The 17002-nt window shown below is 58.6% G+C and carries 9 protein-coding genes and 1 pseudogene; 3 read left to right on the top strand and 7 right to left on the bottom strand.

Features of this window, described 5'->3' with window-relative positions; all coding sequences use genetic code 11:
* Positions 1–75: 75 nt before the first annotated feature.
* Both PMYSY11_RS00680 and PMYSY11_RS00675 read left to right on the top strand, forming a co-directional pair.
* A complete protein-coding gene (locus PMYSY11_RS00680; protein WP_239655516.1) occupies positions 76–1170 on the top strand; it encodes a WD40/YVTN/BNR-like repeat-containing protein in 1095 nt (364 codons plus the stop codon).
* 18 nt (positions 1171–1188) lie between these two features.
* The gene (locus PMYSY11_RS00675) at positions 1189–3543 is read left to right on the top strand and encodes an efflux RND transporter permease subunit (protein WP_150548046.1); all 2355 of its coding nucleotides are present in this window, start codon (positions 1189–1191) and stop codon (positions 3541–3543) included.
* A 47-nt stretch (positions 3544–3590) separates the two neighbouring features.
* Here the strand turns inward: PMYSY11_RS00675 and PMYSY11_RS00670 are convergent, their stop codons facing one another.
* The 4 genes and pseudogenes from PMYSY11_RS00670 to istA all read right to left on the bottom strand — a co-directional run bounded on the left by PMYSY11_RS00670 (position 3591) and on the right by istA (position 10725).
* Positions 3591–4922 carry an IS4 family transposase gene (locus PMYSY11_RS00670; protein ID WP_150547251.1) on the bottom strand — a complete coding sequence of 444 codons (1332 nt, stop codon included), beginning with the start codon at positions 4920–4922 and terminating at the stop codon, positions 3591–3593.
* Positions 4923–5038: 116 nt separating this feature from the next.
* The gene (locus tag PMYSY11_RS00665; protein WP_172970649.1) at positions 5039–8209 is read right to left on the bottom strand and encodes a hypothetical protein; all 3171 of its coding nucleotides are present in this window, start codon (positions 8207–8209) and stop codon (positions 5039–5041) included.
* A gap of 221 nt (positions 8210–8430) precedes the next feature.
* Positions 8431–9233: pseudogene (gene istB / locus PMYSY11_RS00660) on the bottom strand (IS21-like element ISPst3 family helper ATPase IstB).
* Positions 9226–10725, bottom strand: a complete 1500-nt coding sequence (istA, locus tag PMYSY11_RS00655; RefSeq protein WP_204881723.1) for an IS21 family transposase — start codon at positions 10723–10725, stop codon at positions 9226–9228. Before istA ends, istB begins: the two are co-directional and overlap by 8 nt.
* A 730-nt stretch (positions 10726–11455) precedes the next feature.
* Here istA and PMYSY11_RS00650 point away from each other — a divergent pair.
* Positions 11456–11683, top strand: a complete 228-nt coding sequence (locus tag PMYSY11_RS00650) for a helix-turn-helix domain-containing protein (protein ID WP_023131004.1) — start codon at positions 11456–11458, stop codon at positions 11681–11683.
* Positions 11684–11807: 124 nt separating this feature from the next.
* On the opposite strand, the gene PMYSY11_RS00645 is transcribed toward PMYSY11_RS00650, so the two are convergent.
* Genes PMYSY11_RS00645 through PMYSY11_RS00635 form a run of 3 tightly spaced genes read right to left on the bottom strand, consistent with a single transcriptional unit; the run spans position 11808 to position 17000 of the window.
* Positions 11808–12965: a Wadjet anti-phage system protein JetD domain-containing protein gene (locus PMYSY11_RS00645; protein ID WP_049247716.1), complete on the bottom strand. Its 1158-nt coding sequence runs from the start codon at positions 12963–12965 to the stop codon at positions 11808–11810.
* Positions 12949–16254, bottom strand: coding sequence for an ATP-binding protein (locus PMYSY11_RS00640; RefSeq protein WP_150548045.1), 3306 nt, complete (start codon positions 16252–16254; stop codon positions 12949–12951). The genes PMYSY11_RS00645 and PMYSY11_RS00640 overlap by 17 nt, the downstream gene beginning before the upstream one ends.
* The gene (locus PMYSY11_RS00635) at positions 16251–17000 is read right to left on the bottom strand and encodes a DUF4194 domain-containing protein (protein WP_172970648.1); all 750 of its coding nucleotides are present in this window, start codon (positions 16998–17000) and stop codon (positions 16251–16253) included. The genes PMYSY11_RS00640 and PMYSY11_RS00635 overlap by 4 nt, the downstream gene beginning before the upstream one ends.
* Positions 17001–17002 lie beyond the last annotated feature (2 nt).

Below are 17002 nucleotides of genomic sequence, written 5' to 3'. Positions count from 1 at the left end.
GGCTTTCCGAAGCTCGCTAGGATGAGCGGCCTGCTAATCAGCAGTACCGCCTATAACAAGAAAGGGGGAAGGTATATGAGTGAGCCCGTCATGCGGCGCACCCAGTCCGGTTTGGCGCCCAACCTGGCGCGCAAATCGGCGCTCCGTGTCCATTCGCCGCTGGCTAAAGCGCTCTCGCTGTGCAGTGTGCTTTCCATTCTGGCTTTCGCTGCCGCACCCTTGCAGGCTGAGACCTCGGCTGCGGCTGACGCCGGTTACGCCATCGAGTCGCCCAAGGCCGTACACAGCCTGCTGCTTGATGTGGTCAACACTGGCGAGCGTCTGGTCGCCGTGGGCGACCGCGGCCACATTCTCTATTCCAACGATCAGGGGCAAAGCTGGCAGCAGGCCAAGGTGCCGACCCGGCAGATGCTGACCTCCCTGTTTTTCGTCGATGCCAAGCATGGCTGGGTCGTCGGTCACGATGCGCAGATTCTTGCCACCACCGACGGCGGCCTGACCTGGACCAAACAGTTCGAAGATCTGGAGCGCGAAGCGCCGCTGCTGGATATCTGGTTCAAGGATCTCGAGACCGGTTACGCCGTGGGTGCCTATGGTGCGCTGCTGGAAACCACCGACGGCGGTGAGAACTGGGAAGACGTCAGTGATCGTCTCGATAATGAAGATGCCTATCATCTCAATGCCATCACCGCGGTGAAGGATGCTGGTCTGTTCATTGTCGGCGAGCTGGGTGGCATGTTCCGTTCGCGCGACTGGGGTGAAACCTGGGAGACCGTCGAAAATAAACCCTACGAGGGTTCGTTGTTCGGCGCGCTGGGCACCGACGAAGCCGGCACGCTGCTGGTTTACGGCCTGCGGGGTCATCTATTCCGTTCCGCCGATTTCGGAGACAGCTGGCAGCAGATCACCCTCCACACGCCAAATAATGGCCCGCTGGAATTTGGCCTTGCCGATGGCACCTTGCTGCGCGACGGCAGCATCGCGGTCGTGGGGCATGGCGGTACCGTGCTGCGCAGCACTGATCACGGCCAGACGTTCAGTCTCATCAACCGCCCTGACCGTCTTTCGCTGGCCGGTGTAACTGCACTGGATAACGGCAACCTGATCCTGGTGGGGCAGGGCGGCGTTCACCTCGCCGCCTCGACTGGCGCCGATCTGGGCCAACAATAACAAGCCGGGAGCCTTTGCATGAGCAAGCACCAACAACAGCCTGCCTCCTTCCTTGAGCGGCTGATTTTCAACAACCGCCCGGCGGTAATCCTGATCTGCCTGCTGATCAGCATCTTCCTGTTCTATCAGGCTGCGCAGGTACGCCCGCAGACCAGCTTCGAGAAAATGATTCCGCTGGGCCACCCCTACATCCAGAAGATGCTCGAGCACCGTAACGACCTGGCCAACCTGGGTAATACCGTGCGGATCGCGGTGGAGGCCACCGATGGCGACATCTTCAGCAAGGAGTACATGGAGACCCTGCGTCAGATCCACGACGAGGTGTTCTACATTCCCGGCGTCGACCGTTCCGGTCTCAAGTCGCTATGGAGCCCCAGCGTACGCTGGACCGAAGTGACCGAAGAAGGTTTCGCCGGTGGCGAGGTGATCCCGCAGACCTACGACGGTTCTGCCGACAGCCTCGAAGACCTGCGCAGCAATATCCTCAAGTCGGGCCAGATCGGTCGCCTGGTGGCGAACAACTTCAAGTCCAGCATCGTCGATGTGCCATTGCTGGAGTCCTATCCGGATCCAAATGATCAGAGCAAGCTGATCAAGCTGGATTACCAGAGCTTCTCTCACGAACTGGAAGAGAAGATTCGCGAGAAGTACGAGGCGCAGAATCCCAACGTCAAGGTGCACATCATCGGCTTCGCCAAGAAGGTCGGCGACCTGATCGATGGCCTGGTTGGCGTGGCGCTGTTCTTCGCTGTCGCCATCGGCATCACCTTCGTTCTGCTGCTGTGGTTCACCCACTGCTTCAAGAGCACCCTGGTCGTGGTGATCACCACCCTGATCGCGGTGATCTGGCAGCTCGGCCTGCTGCATACCCTGGGTTTCGGTCTCGATCCCTACTCGATGCTGGTGCCGTTCCTGGTGTTCGCCATCGGTATCTCGCATGGGGTGCAGAAGATCAACGGCATCGCCATGGCCTCGGGTGAGGCGACCGACGCGCTCTCCGCTGCGCGCATGGCCTTCCGTCAGCTGTTCATTCCCGGCCTGGTGGCGCTGCTGTCCGACGCAGTGGGTTTCGTCACCCTGCTGCTGATCGATATCGGTGTGATCCGCGAACTGGCCATCGGTGCGTCCATGGGCGTGGCGGTGATCATCCTGACCAACCTGATCCTGCTGCCGGTACTGATTTCCTACATCGGCATCGGCAAGCGTGCGGTGAAGAAGAGCCGTGAGGAAGCCGCCAAGGATCACCCGATCTGGCGCGCAATTTCCAACTTCGCTCACCCGATGGTTGCGCCGATTTCCGTGGTCATCGCCGTGGTGGCACTGGCCGGCGGCGTCTGGTACGGGCAGAACCTGAAGATCGGCGACCTCGACCAGGGCGCGCCGGAACTGCATCCAGATTCGCGCTACAACCTGGACAACGACTTCGTCATCCGCAATTACTCGACCAGCTCCGATGTGCTGGTGGTGATGATCAAGACGCCTAGCGAGGGTTGCTCCACCTATGAAGCACTGTCCGCCATGGACGAGCTGATGTGGAAGATGGAGAACACTGAGGGTGTGCAGTCCGCCATCTCCATGGTCACCGTGTCCAAGCAGATGATCAAGGGCATGAACGAGGGCAACCTGAAATGGGAAACGCTGTCGCGTAACCAGGACGTGCTGAACAACTCCATCGCCCGTGCCGAAGGTCTGTACAACGCCAACTGTTCGGTAGCGCCGGTGCTGATCTTCCTCGAGGACCACAAGGCCGAGACCCTGTCGCGTGCCGTGGCTGCCGCCGAAGAGTTCGCCGCGCAGCACAACACCGACGAGCTGCAGGTGGTGCTGGCTGCCGGTAACGCGGGTATCGAAGCGGCCACCAACGAGGTGATCGCGGCGTCCGAGACCACCATGCTGATCGCGGTCTACGCGGCGGTGAGCATCATGTGCCTGCTGACCTTCCGTTCGCTGGCTGCGACCCTGTGCGTGATCCTGCCGCTGGTGCTGACCTCGGTGCTGGGTAACGCGCTGATGGCCTTCATGGGCATCGGCGTCAAGGTGGCCACCCTGCCGGTGATCGCCCTGGGTGTGGGTATCGGTGTCGACTATGGCATCTACATCTACAGCCGTCTGGAGACCTACCTGCGTCAGGGGCTGTCGCTGCAGGACGCCTACTACGAGACGCTCAAGTCCACCGGCAAGGCGGTGCTGTTCACCGGCGTCTGCCTGGCCATCGGCGTGGCGACCTGGATCTTCTCGGCGATCAAGTTCCAGGCCGATATGGGCTTGATGCTGACCTTCATGTTCCTGTGGAACATGATCGGTGCGATCTGGCTGCTGCCGGCCCTGGCCCGCTTCCTGATCAACCCGGAGAAGCTGCGCGCCAAGGGCTGATAGCCTTTGCGCAGAACGAAAAAACGCGGCCCTCGGGCTAATGCCAGTCAGTTAAGCTGACTGGCATTTTTATTTCTGGTCGGATACTTGGACGGCTTGGGTTTGACCGCTCGCGGATAACTGCGATCCTCACGGCGATGAGGTAGGACGTAGTGCATGGCCGAGGCCTGTAGTTCGGCCAGGTAGCGAGGGATGTTGCCTGGATGATTCAAAGAGACCCCGTTCAAGAAGCCCAGAATCGCCCAGGTGCAAGCGGTAAAACTCATTTCGCAGGGGTAGATGCCAGGGCAGTGGCGACTCATTTCCAACATTTGATAACGCAGCAGGTTGTACCCCAGTAGTACGCCCCACAGTTCTTGTTCAATCATCTCCGGCGTTTTACTACGCAGTGTGTAGTGCCCCGCGAGCATGCCTTGCTTCATTTCTCGATAGCCCAGCTCGATTTCCCAACGCTGGCTGTACAGATCCACGATTTCGTCTGGAGGGAAGCGCAGAGGATCGATCATTGAGGTCAGTACCTGCCGCACTTTGCCCTTGATGGTCTTGCTTAATAACCGAGCCTGTAGCGTGTCTGGCAGGTCGGGCCATTGTTTACGCGCCTGCGGCGAGGTCTTTAGCGAGACGATGGCATCGTGGCGCCCTAACTTACGCAGCACCTCGTATTGAGCATCCTTGCGCAGCGGCAGTAACCAATGGCGCTGAGTGCCTGTCTGTTGCCAGCGATAAAGTAACCCCAGTGAATAGAAGCCACGGTCGAACAAGGTCAGCGAGTGATCGGGTGTACTGTCGATCAGTTGTTCGGCCAGTTTCATCTCGTTGCTGTGGTAGCCGGCAAAAGCACTATTCACCAGCATGTGGCTGGTCAGCTCCATCTGGCAGACCATGCGAACCTGGGGATAGCCGGTATCGCCATGCTGATTACTGGCGCTGCCATAGTGCTTGCGGTTGTCGTCCGTATCCGGCGTGCGCCAGACCACGCCATCGACACTGAGCAGGCGCAAACCGGCCCAAGTGGGGTGATTGGCGCTGGCATGCCAGCGTTGTTGAGTCAGGGAAAAGACTTCTCGCACCGCAGCGCTGCCCAAACGCTGGCGACCTTGCACGATTGCACTGGGTGCTACCAATGGCTTCTGCCCAGGCAGCATGATGCCCATACGGCTCGCGGCATCCCAGGCCGACATCCGGCGAAACAACGCCATGGCGATCACGCACCAGATCATGGCTTCAAGAGGGAGACGTCGCTTACGCAGGGTCGCCACTCCCGCCGTTTCCAGTGCGGTGCTAACTAGGTCTGGATCAAGCAGCGCCCCCAGCTCGTCAAGGGAGTGGGTGGCAGAAGCCGCTTCGTGAGTCAGTGCCAAGGCGCGGGAAAGTCGCATAAAAAATCCGATGCTCAAAACAAGCATCGGATTTTCGTTTCAGCACGCAGAAGGTCAAGCTGTAGCGCTTAACTGACTGGCATTAGCCGCGAGGCCCCTTAGTGGTTGGTTGAAAGTCAGTAGTTGGCGACCGGATCAGACTCAGCGCCTGAGTCATCAACACCTACAAGCGTGATGACCGGCTCACCGTTCGGGTAGCGCCACATCGGCACGGATATCGAGCTGGACGTGATCGCCTGCTGAACACCGTCGATGAACCACAGGTGGCGAACCACTCGGCCGTCCTCATCGGAACAGCCCGAGCGTGCCAGCCAACTCGTGCGGCCCTCAGTGACCTCTATGGTGCAAACCGGCGCCGTGTTCTCCTCGACTTGGATTGCTACCTCACCATAGGCCGTGTGCCCCATCTGCGAAGCAATATCCAGGCGTACAGTGTGCTCGCCTTTGTCGAGTACGGCACGGCCGTAGTCACCGGAGTTGGCCAACGGCTCTCCGTTTAGGCTGTACGTCCGGGTTTCGATACGGTCCTTAGGATGCCCGCCTGTAATAGTCGGCCGGATCAGCACGCCCAGCGGAGCACGCAATGCAGGATTGTCGCCGCTCCAGGACAGGGTTACGTCATACGGGATCGGCTCCATGAAGGTCAGCTCAGTCTCTGCATAGCTGTAGTTGCCCCGCGCATCACTGACATGCACCCCGAATGTGTAAGTGCCCGCCTCGGTAATGCGCAGAATCCGGGAGTTTTGCGCCGTGTCCTTGACGATCTCCATCCCTGAATACGGCGGGATATCCCAATCCATGGTCAAGCCTTCAAACTCACGGAACAGCCCAAGCGAGCGGGTCTGCATGGTCAGGTCGGCCGGCGAATAAACCGCTGAGGTTTTCGCCTGGATCGACCATTCCGGCCAGTCATACGACCAGAACAGCAAGCGGTGCTGGGTCAGGCCCTTGCCGCCCTTGTCCTCATACCCGTTGATCCACGCCTCAAAACCGATGTAGCTCTTCTCCTCGGTGAAATCATCCATGGTCGGCGTGTAAGCCACTTCCCGCTCATGAATCTCTTCACCGTTTGGCAGGATGAAGTAGCCATCCATGGTCAGATCCATTTTCGGATAAGGCATCATCATGTTCGCCTTCCAGATAGCCTCCTTGCCGACCTCAGGACGACGCGGGCCAATCAGCTGCACACGCGGCGGGCGTACATCGCGGAATGCAACACCAGCACGCAGATTGCGATACACGCGCTTATCATCCGGCGAATCCGCAAACTTCACGCGAGCCATCAGGTACACACGCTCAGCAGCATCTCGGGTTACTTCATAAGTACCCGTGCCTTCCACCCAGGTTTTCCCCCGGTCTTCTGACCACTCAACGACCATACCTGTGGTATCGAGGTCGTTGCCTGCCATATCGGTCAGGACAAAACGCCCTGTGTCCGTAATGAAGACGTTGGCCGGGCCTTTCAGCCTGGCAGCAGGGACTTCGTATGCGATCACCTCGATGTTCGGGGTGAACGACTTCTCGCCGGAGTGGCGGTTGGTCATTTCGGCCCGCAGCAAGTAAGTGCCCTTGGCAAATACCATGGTCAGGCGCTGGGAGAGCTGACCTGTGTTTTCGACTGTCTCCCAGGTTCCACCACCGTCCTTGCTCATTTCCCAGCGCACATCGCCCAGATCACTGGTCTCGAAGCGGTTGACCGTCATGGCGTAGAAGGTGCTGCGCAGCGGGGCCGGACCAATTACGCGCAGCGCCTGAATCATGCCGTCCAACGGTTCACCGTTGAGCACTGTCAGGGACATCGGGAAGCTCGACTTGCGGATGGACTCGTAGCCCGGAACCGGAGACCGCACACGGGCCTCGGCTACCACACGCACCATCTTGTTGGTCAGCAACGCCAGATCCATTTCGAAGCTGGCAAGGCCATCTTCGCTGATCGGCTCCCAATCGCTGATCGGCTCGTAAGTAACACCCGCTGTACTCATCAGCAGGCGCACGTCCCAGTCACCCATTTTCGAGAGGTTGTAGCCGTCCTCAGGGAAACGAGTGTCCAGAATTTGAACGTTCACCGGCAGCGAAGTGGTATCAATCACGCGGCGCTCATCATTCATGATGACCGGCAGGATCTTCTCGTGCGGCACCGCCAGCAGCGTCATTTCCTTGGATGTCTCCAAAGCAGGAAGCTTGGCGTAACGCGCAGTGAAGCGATACGGCGTTTCACTCCAAAGCGGACGCTCATCACCTTCCACGTAACGGCTTATGCGCTGAGTGCGGCCGTAGCTTGGGATCGTGCGGTTTTCGATTTCGTTGTTGTCGCGACTCACCGACAGATCGATGTCAGCCGCCAGAGCATTCAACGTCACATTGCCAACGTAGCCGCCCAGCTGCGATACCGAGTAGATATCTTCGCCAACACGGTTAGTCGTAGGCAGCTCAATCTCGATTGCCGGTGGCTCGATCACCTCAAGCTCATGCGAACCAATCGACAAATCGACCTCATCACCTGCAGGCGTAAACACCGAGGCCTTCCACGAAATCGACTGAGAACCCAGAACAGTCGGCGCACCTACAGCCTGCGGAACATGCCAGGAACGGGATTGCTCCATACCTTCCGGCATGCTCGTCCAGCGGATGAAGCACATGGGCTTATTTGGCCACTGCTTGGCCGCGTTCTGAGCAATGGTCTGGGTGGTAGTCAGGTCGCAAGCAGTGCCGCCGCTCTGCCGCAAAACCAGCGCCAGATTCTGCACAGACTGATATGTCTGTGCGGGGGCCGGCTGGAGGCCGAAAGCGAAAGTATCTGCTGCAGATGTCACTGTCAGATTGTGATCGAAATCAGCAATCCAATGCTTGCCACCCTGAGGGTCAAACACAAAGGCGCTTGCCTTCACTGGATGAAGGCCAACAGTCTTGCCCATGGCTTCCATCGACAGCAACGTGCTATTGCCAGTGTTGCGCCACTCTTCAGGATGGGCAGACCACTCAATCAAGCAGGTAGGTTCTTGAAGCACGTTTTTGGGTTTGACCAGGCTTTCGGAAGTCAAAATCGAGCACGCATTACCGCCTGATTCGAACCGGATTGCAGCCTTGTCGACACCCTGACGGATCTCCCATGCAGTTGACTGAAGAGAGCCTTTAGGTGCCCAGGTTCTCACTGGCACTGAATAAACCGGCCCCTGCATATCTGCACGGGACAGATAGAGTTGGGCAACACCATCCACACCGACATTAAGACCGGCAAGACGAGCCTCAAGCGCTGCAGAAGTGAGCTTGGATGGCGTCAAACGCATACCAATCTCAGGCGAGAGCTCACGGTGTGTTGGCGCTGATGGAAAATTGACCCACCCTGCCGATTGAAATTTGACCCAGGGCGGATTGCTGATTTTGTTACCAGCAACTGTGGATAAGTCTACCAGCGCAGCTGCTTTTGAACCCACTCCTTCGTTAGCCCAGTTCAGCTGTTGAAGACCTGCCACATGCAGCCATGCAGCAGGCCATCGTCACCATGAAATCAGAACGGCTCATCGTCCTCCGGTTCCTGGCCGCCCTTACGCTTTCGCTCCCGTGATTTGATCTTGGCCTGGGCCGCCAAGCTGCTGTGTTGCAGGCGATAGGACTCGTTACCGGTTTCGACGATGTGGCAGTGGTGCGTAAGCCGATCCAGCAAGGCTGTGGTCATCTTGGCGTCGCCGAACACGCTCGACCATTCGGCAAAGCTCAGGTTGGTGGTGATCACCACGCTGGTGTGCTCGTACAGCTTGGACAGCAGGTGAAATAACAGCGCGCCACCGGCCTGACTGAAGGGCAGATACCCCAGCTCGTCGAGGATGACCAGATCCATGCGTAGCAGTGCCTGGGCGATCCGCCCGGCTTTGCCGTCGTGTTTTTCGCGCTCCAGAAGATTGACCAGATCGACCGTGGAGTAGAAGCGCACGCGCTTGCCATGCCGGGTGATGCCGGACACGGCCAGTGCGGTGGCCAGGTGGGTTTTGCCGGTGCCTGGGCCGCCGATCAGCACCACGTTCTGCGCGGTGTCGGTAAAGCTCAGATTGGCCAGCTCGCTGATCAAGCGAGCGTCGGCGCTGGAGGCGCTGAAGTCGAAGCCGGCCAGATCGCGGTGCATCGGCAGCTTGGCCATGTTCATCTGGTGGCTCACCGAGCGCATGGCGCGATCTGTGTGCTCTTGTTCCAGCAGGTGTTCGAGCAGCCACTTGGACGAGGCTGTGTTCGACTCACCCTGTGCAGTTAACTCCGCCCAGGCCGTGGCCATGCCGTGCAGGCGCAGCTCCTGAGTTCCGCCATCAAATCACGCATGACCGACCTCCTCGGCCTGGCCACGCAGGCGGTCGTAGCGCGCCGTGTTAGCGACGGGGGCTTCCTTGAGCGACAAGTGGGTTTCGACGCTGGGTGGTGGTTCGGATGCTGTCAGCCGTGCCACGACATTGAGGATGTGTTCGGCGCTCAGGCTGCCGCTCTCCAGTACCAGCTCAACGGCTACCAGCACGGCATCGAGTCCGGCGACCGGTACGGCAGCCAGGACTTGCGCCATGATCCGGTCACCGCCGGCATGACGCCCCAGACCGTGCTTAAGCTGACGCAGCGGTGCTGGCAGATCAGCAAAGGGCGCTCCGTTGCGCAGCGCACCGGGCTTGCGTTCGATCAGCGGGAGGTAGTGCTGCCAGTCATAGCTGACCTGGTCGCGATCCAGCAAGCGGACATGGCTGGCAATCAGCGCATCATCGGCCACCACCTCGATTCGCGTCGGATACAAACGGCTGCTGACCCACTTACCCGCGTACTCACATGGCACCGAGTAGCGGTTGCGCCCGACGCTGACCAGGCAGGTGCTGGAGACCCGCGCAGGCCGCTCGACGTAACCGTCGAATGGCGCTGGCACAGGCATCAGTTCAGCGCGCTCCAACTCCAGCACTTCGGCTACACTCAGCCCGCTGTATTGAGGGTGCGTCAGCTCGTTCCAAAGCGCGCGGCAGCGCTGGCCCAGCCAGGCATTGAGTTCCTCGAAGGAGTGAAAATGACAGTCCTGGGCGTCTAGCCAGATGCGCCTACGGCTGTCTTGCACGTTCTTTTCAACGATGCCCTTTTCCCAACCAGCGGCGACGTTGCAGAAGTCCGGATCGAACAGGTAATGCGCGCACATCACCGCAAAGCGCGCATTCACCGTCCGGCCTTTGCCCTTATTGACCTTGTCGACGGCCGTCTTCATGTTGTCGTAGATGCCCTGGCGCGGCACGCCGCCCAAGGAGCCGAACGAGCGTGTATGGGCGTCAAATAACATCTCATGGCCCTGGCTCGGATACGCCACAAGCCAGAACGCACGGCTGGCACACAGCTTCAGATGTGCCACCTGCATACGCCGGTAAATGCCGCCGACCAGCAAGCCTTCCTCGCTCCAGTCAAACTGAAACGCCTCGCCAAGAGCAAAGGTCAGCGGCACAAAGGCCTGCGACGCCTTGCCCTGTCCCCCTCGCCAGGCACGGATAAACGCGGTGAGCTGGCTGTAGCCACCGTCATAACCTTCGGCTTTGATTTGCGCCAACAGCGCCTTGGCACTGCGCCGCTGTTGCTTGGGCCGCAGCGAATCGGCTTTTAGCGCCTGCTCCAGCGTGGCGTGAAAAGGGCTGAGTTTGTTGAAGATCGCGCGGCGTTGGTAGACCGGCGGCTTGGCCTCAGGTGCTCTGACCCACTTGCGAATCGTGTTGCGCGCCAACCCGGTGCGCTTGGCTATCTCATGCAGCGACAGCTTGTCGCGGAAATACATCCGGCGGATTTTGCCCATCATTTCCATACTGATCACCCTGTGTTCTCCTGCTCAAAAATTGAGCAGAAGCAGTTGAACACCTGGGTCAGTTTTCAGTCGGCAGAACAGCCTCTACTGGGTCAGTTTTCGGTCAGCGGCAACAGCTAATGAAACAAACCTAGAAAAGTTCCGCATAAAATCCTTTACGGTAAATCACATAATCAATGACGTACGACTAGACTGACGACTGTGGGAAAGCTAATCAGCCGCATTGCCCTGCTATTAATCGAATCTTAATGCTGTAGTCCATATGGCGTTCAGTTTCATGTAGATCCTTTGGCTTAAAGTCTCGTCGAGAAAAATTAACAATCTCCGAATCAGTGAACCCATACTCCTGCATTCTTTCCAACGTGCACGAACAGAGCGCAGGTGAGGACCCACGAGCCTTGGAAGCAGCCTCGCATCTTTTAACAAGTTGCTGAACTCCAGTTTCGCCAGCGAAGGCTACTGATTGCAAAAAAAATGCAAATGACACATAAGCAGCTATGCCAATAATCCTCATATACTTTTAACATCCTTCTATTTAACTGCTTATTTATCGGAAATTAATCGTTTGCACTGAGTTACAGCCGATTACGAAGACGGCATGTAGGAAGGCAGCCCTGCAATTCGCTGGGGTGACGTCATGCCATGAGGTCACGTTTTACCAAATTCACAATATACTGTGAAGACCAGAGATGACGCCGCCCAGATAGTCCTCCCTTTTGGGGAGTCATCTGTGGAAGTCGGATTGGCGTTCGGAAAGGTCCTGCGCAGACGGCGTGTCGAAGCAGGATTCACCCAGGAGCAATTGGCCCATGAGGCGGAATTGCAGCGTAACTACGTCAGCCTGATGGAACGGGGCATCAACCAGCCAACGATCACCACCCTGATCAAGCTAGCTAACCCCCTGGGCTGCACCGCAGCTGAGATCGTCGACGAGGTGGAAAGACTCGTTGCAGACTAACGCTGAAAACCGGCCGCCTAAAGCGATCAACGTTGGAAATGTCAGAGAAGGCATATCTGAAGACTTTGGTTTAAGGGTAGGCGGTCTCAGGATTACAGGGCTATTGAGCCCACCGCCAGCCGCTCTATACAGGGATCTTTCGAGCCCACTGCTCGATAGCGCGCTCAACTTGTTCCTTTGGCAGGTACTCCTGCTCAAGTCGTCCTCGTTCTTGCACCAGCAGATACCGATAGAAGTCCGCTTCGTCAGCCAGCAAACCAGGTGGGGCCGACTCCTGAGCTTTGGTCGGCTCGACGACTGCGCTCACCGGTGAGTGCTGTTCAAACAGCTCTTGCTCCATCAATAGTGCTTCGACTGCTGGTTGATGGAGTCTCGCTCGCCCAAGCATCAGCAGGCCCCAGGTATCCATGTCGCCCCAGTATGCGATCTGTTTCCCGGTCAGTTGCGCAGACGCCAACCACTGCAGATCGAGCCCTGAGCCCAGTACAGCCAAGGTGTCCGGTAAGGTTTCAGGCAGCAAGTGAATGCATTGCTCATTTTCCACCACGAGCAATCGTGAACCGGGAAGTGCGGTCTCGGCCAGTTCCGCAGTAGTGAGCCTAAGCCGCTTGAAGGGCAACAGCTCAGGCTGAAGAGGAACGACCAGAACCCAGTGACTGGTTTCTTCAAAGGCGTCCAGAAAAGTTGTCAGGCCTTGCTCGGACGCCGCGCCTTCGAAGCGCTCATCGAGCAGTTTGGTCAGCAAGCTGGCGTTGCGCTCAAAAAACTTGGTGTCTACGCCGTGCTCTGCAAGCAGGCGCAGTGGACGGCCTCGGGCACAGCCTGACGACAACCGGGTGGCGAGTTGCGCCGTGGCTACGACTTCTTCAGACGGCTTCGCCAGCCACAGACTGCGTTGCGCTACCAGCAGCGCATGGAAGGTACTGTCGACCTGCTCGACCAGATACTCGAGTTGAGCGTATTCCTCGCAGATCCTCGGATCATTGGTCGCGGCAATCCATTCGGAGGGGGTGCGCAGATGCCAGCGCGTCGGCAGGGGAATGGGGTCCAGCCCAGCTCGGTAGCTGACAGGTTCCCAGTCGACCTTACCCACCTTCACGCTCCGCCAGTTCTCCACATGGCGGAGCACTGCCTGAATGTTGTCAGCGAACAGGCGTGCCGAAGGCTTGCCGATGTTGAGGCTTTGCGGCCAGCTATCGGGATTGAGCAAGCGCGCCAGGCGGACGCTGGAGCGCTGCCACTGCCTGGCCAGGTTGCGGCCGATTTCAGTGGGCGACTTCATACATGGCCTTGATGCGCTGTTGATGATGCTCATCCAACGCCTCCCAGCTCAGGGAAACCAGACTGGATTCCACGCCGCGCCGATGAACGACGACTGCCGAACGCGTATGATGGCGCAACAGGCGCATTTCCTTGTTGGGCGTGATGAAGACAGCGTGCAGGCCGAACTCCCTCAGCGCCGCTATGATCCGACCGGCAACCGCATGGGAGCTGCGCGAAAACGCCTCGTCGAGCACGATGGTGCCGAATAACGGCCGGCTGCTGCCGTCGGGACAGAGCGCATAGCTGAGGGACGCGGTCAGCACATAGGAGGCGATGATCTCCTTCTCGCCACCACTACCGCCCTGAGAACCTGTTCGGGTCTCGATGACATTCCTGCTTTCGCGATCAATCACCGATACCGCGAACTCCAGGCGGAAGCGCGGATCCAGAAGTGCCTTGGCTCCCTGATTTCTGCTGTGTTCGCAGGCGTCTTTAAGCAGCCCAACGAGCTCCTGCAATGCCTTGTAATGGCTCTCGCCTTCATCATCGATGAAACGCGCCGAGTTCAATTGGCGCTGAGCGTGTTGCAAGGTGCGAAGGCTTTCATGGATGACCTTTTTCGCGACCAAGCGCAGATAGCGTCCGGGCTGAAAGTCGACACGCTGCATCGTACTGTTCAGGTCATCCAGGCGCTCCTCAATCATCGAGACTTCATGGTCGATATAGCTGAGCAACTGGGTGACGCCGTCATCCGAGGAACGATTGAGGTATTCCAGGAAGCGCTTGAGTTTCTCGGGCAGGGCTTCCTCGGTCAGCACGCGAAGACGTTCCAGATACCTGGGTACGTCCACCAGTTCTCGCCCGACCTCCGCAAGCGCCCCGGTGTCCACCTTCAGAGCGTCGGACATACGTTTGGCTAGCTCTGTTTTCTGATCGCCGAGTTTATCGCCGAGCGCTTTGAGCTGCCCTTGCAGCTCACGCGTATGCTGGCGCTCCAGCTCGACAATATCGCCGAGGTCATCTGCCGTCAGGGTCGGGAAATGCGTTTGCGCCAGTTCACGCTGCGTATCGTTCAGCCCTTTTTCGGCACCACGATAGGCCTTACGGGTAGCGGATGCGGCCTGCTCGAACTGAGTTCTCAACTGCACGCACTGCTCGATCAGTCGTTGCAACTGTTGATCCTGAGAGTCCAGCAGCGCCTCGGCTTGATCCAGTTCGGCCTTGATCATGGCAAGGTCGGAGTCGGGGCGCGTCAGGGTGTCTAGCTGTGTACGCAGCGACTGCAGCTGACGCTCGGCGCCCGGCAGATCAATATCCTCGAATTGCAGCTCTTCGACGCGTTGCAGCAGCGAAGCTTGATTCTCCAACTGACGTACATCGCCTTGGGCAGAATCCAGGGCCAGCTTGGCAGGCGCGAGCTGTTCATTGACCTCGCGAATCTGCTCAGCCAAGAAGGCCAGACGGTCGCGGTTATCGAAGCCGGTAAGCCAGTCCTCATCCAGGCGCTTCTGGTCCTGCTTGTCGAAGAAGCGTTCTTTACCCGACATCAGCCCCTGGGCTGTCATGGCGTGAGGGGTATGACGCAATTGCTCCGTGCTTTCGACGCAGTGGCGGTCATTGTCCGCCAGTAGTGCCTTTACAGCTTCTCGGTACGGATGCTCCTTAAAGCTCAGCTTGCGGGTAAACCCATCGTCGAAGAACACAGGGCGCGACGACGTCTCCTTTACCTCCAACAAGCGCACATGCAAGCGGTTATGCCGTTGGTTCACCCAACGCAGTGCGTTCTGGGATGAGCCCTGCGGCACCAGGATACGGAGCCGGTGGCTACCGATTGCCCGCTCGATGGCACCCCGCCAGGTCAGTTCCTCGGGCTTGACCTGCACCAGCTCGGCAACGAAAGGCAAGGCCAACTCATCGACGCCAAGCTCCTGCGCCAGATCACCTCGAAAAGCATGAAAATGCCCGGGCAGGTTCGAGCCTGGCCGTCTCTCAACCTCAGCACGATCCTGCTGTAAGAGCTGCAGGCGGCCATTGAGTTCCTGCTGAACGAGACCTGCATCGAACGCCTTTTGACGCGTGTCAGTAATTTGCTGGGTCAGTATTTCCAGGCGTGCCGCGATCTGCTGCTGATTCTCCTTGAGAGCAGCGGCCGATAACTCATCCGCTAGTCCAAGCCCCTTGGCCAAGCGTTGGTATTGCTCGGCTTTCAGGCGTCGCTTATCGCATTCGCGGACCCAATCAGCAATGCGCCCGCGTAATTGATCTATCCCTGCGCCACCTACTCGCAGGTAGCTCTGGCGATGTTGATCGACCACACCCTTTTGGATCTCAAGCTGACTCCTGCATTGCTCCTGATCCAGTTCGGCCTGTTTGTACTCCGTCTCAAGCCTGTTGGTTTCAGCCAACCATAGGCGATACCCCTGCTCGGCGAACCAGACTGGAAGGATGCCTTCGAGGGCTTGTTTATCTTGCAGCTGTTCTTGCAAGGCCCTGTAACGCTCCCAGCCATCGGCGACCGGTTGCAATGAGCGCTGCTGCTTTCTAGCGGTTTCCAGCTCTCGGTGGATGTCAGTTAGATCATCGAAGCTACTGGCGACCTCGGCAGCCCGCTCGAAGGCGGAGCGGTCATCCAGCACCAACTCGCGAAAGATCTCATCAATACTGTTGAGCTGCTTCAGGCCGGCAGCGCGGTTGAGCAAAGTGAAGGCGTTTTCACCGACCTCGAAGTAATCCCTGAGCCTGGCCAAGAAAGCTTTCTTGCTCGGATAAGGCCAGATACCAGTCCCATCCTTCTCCATCTGACGCAGAGCCCGCATGCCGCCTGAGTGATGCTGGCTGAGCCAATACTCCAGAGTCTGCTCGGGGGACTCGCTTAACAGCCAAAGTTTTTTCAGATCGGACGCCGAGGAGCTTGTGCCCTCGAACCAGAGCACAGCGCCCAGCCGAACCTGCGTACCGTCACGCTCGAGCGTGGCTGCAATGGCGGTTACCGTCCTACCCTGGCGAGCGACATGAGATTGCTCTACACCTCCGTCCCCAGGGCCGGTGACGCCGCGCACATAGGACACCAGATCCCGGTCACTTTCATGTCCACCCGTGGAGGCCAGGTTGTAGCGCGGGTTGGCGCACAGCAAGGTCATCAGAGCATCCACCAGCGTCGTTTTACCGCTCCCCGTCGGGCCGATCACGGCGGTGCCGGAAGGATCGATCTCGGCACGGTGATAGCCCTGAAAGCCGCCCCAGTTATAGAGTTCGATGCTGCTGAGAATGAAGGTCTCGCTGTCACGCCAGAGTAGTGCTTGCTTCACGCCTCGTCCTCCTCAGCACCGGCAGCCGGCGTAGCCGCGCCCTCCACCTGCTCGCGCAGCCAAGCCACGAGTGCCTGCAGGTTCTCCGGGTTGGCCAAGTGGGTAATGATGGGGCGGATGATGACGCGATCATGAGCGTCCAGAGCCGACACCAGACCATGCCCCTTGAGCTGATCCAGCAGTGTGATGATGCGGTTGCGCTCCTTCGCCTCGCTGCCCAGTTCGCCCAGGTAAACCTGCAATTGGGGAATCAGCTCATCAACCGCTACCAGTGCCTGACTGGCGCCCGTACCGCTCTCCTGTTCGTACGCAATGAAATGCTGTCGCAGAATGGCTATCAGCAGGGACTGCTCCAGATTCAGCCTTTGCCGACGCACAAGGGGGTGCGACCAGTCATCCTGCTCGGCTACCTCGCCCTGGCGAACGGTAACAAACACCAGCCCCCGAACCTCGTCGACCCCCATGACAAGGTCGAGGGGTTCCAGAATTCTGTCGACCGCCTCGATATTGGAAAGCGCTGAGCGATACAGGTTGGGCTTGTGACTTTCTTCCAGCAGCCCGTACTTGAGCATTTCCTGTACGGCCTCACGTACCCGTTGCGGCGTCCGGCGCTCATCGACCTGAACAGCGGCGCTCATGAGAGGCTGTTCATCATCCATGCCGTCATCCAACGCCATGGGCTCCACCGTCAGCTCCGTTTCGTCGGTGCCAGAGGCGCCTGCAATTCGATCGAAGATCCCTGCCATGC

Origin of the sequence: Pseudomonas marincola (assembly GCF_900682675.2) — a bacterium.
Taxonomy (GTDB): Bacteria; Pseudomonadota; Gammaproteobacteria; order Pseudomonadales; family Pseudomonadaceae; genus Aquipseudomonas; species Aquipseudomonas marincola.
The sequence above is the reverse complement of the archived record's forward strand: the minus strand, read 5'-3'. Positions and strand labels throughout refer to the sequence as shown.

Excerpts from the sequence above, each read along its gene's own strand:
- PMYSY11_RS00675 (WP_150548046.1), top strand. The coding sequence starts at position 1,189 with ATGAGCAAGCACCAACAACAGCCTGCCTCCTTCCTTGAGCGGCTGATT.
- PMYSY11_RS00680 (WP_239655516.1), top strand. The coding sequence starts at position 76 with ATGAGTGAGCCCGTCATGCGGCGCACCCAGTCCGGTTTGGCGCCCAAC.
- PMYSY11_RS00670 (WP_150547251.1), bottom strand. The coding sequence starts at position 4,922 with ATGCGACTTTCCCGCGCCTTGGCACTGACTCACGAAGCGGCTTCTGCC.
- PMYSY11_RS00645 (WP_049247716.1), bottom strand. The coding sequence starts at position 12,965 with ATGAAGTCGCCCACTGAAATCGGCCGCAACCTGGCCAGGCAGTGGCAG.
- PMYSY11_RS00635 (WP_172970648.1), bottom strand. The coding sequence starts at position 17,000 with ATGGCAGGGATCTTCGATCGAATTGCAGGCGCCTCTGGCACCGACGAA.
- istA (WP_204881723.1), bottom strand. The coding sequence starts at position 10,725 with ATGGAAATGATGGGCAAAATCCGCCGGATGTATTTCCGCGACAAGCTG.
- PMYSY11_RS00665 (WP_172970649.1), bottom strand. The coding sequence starts at position 8,209 with ATGCGTTTGACGCCATCCAAGCTCACTTCTGCAGCGCTTGAGGCTCGT.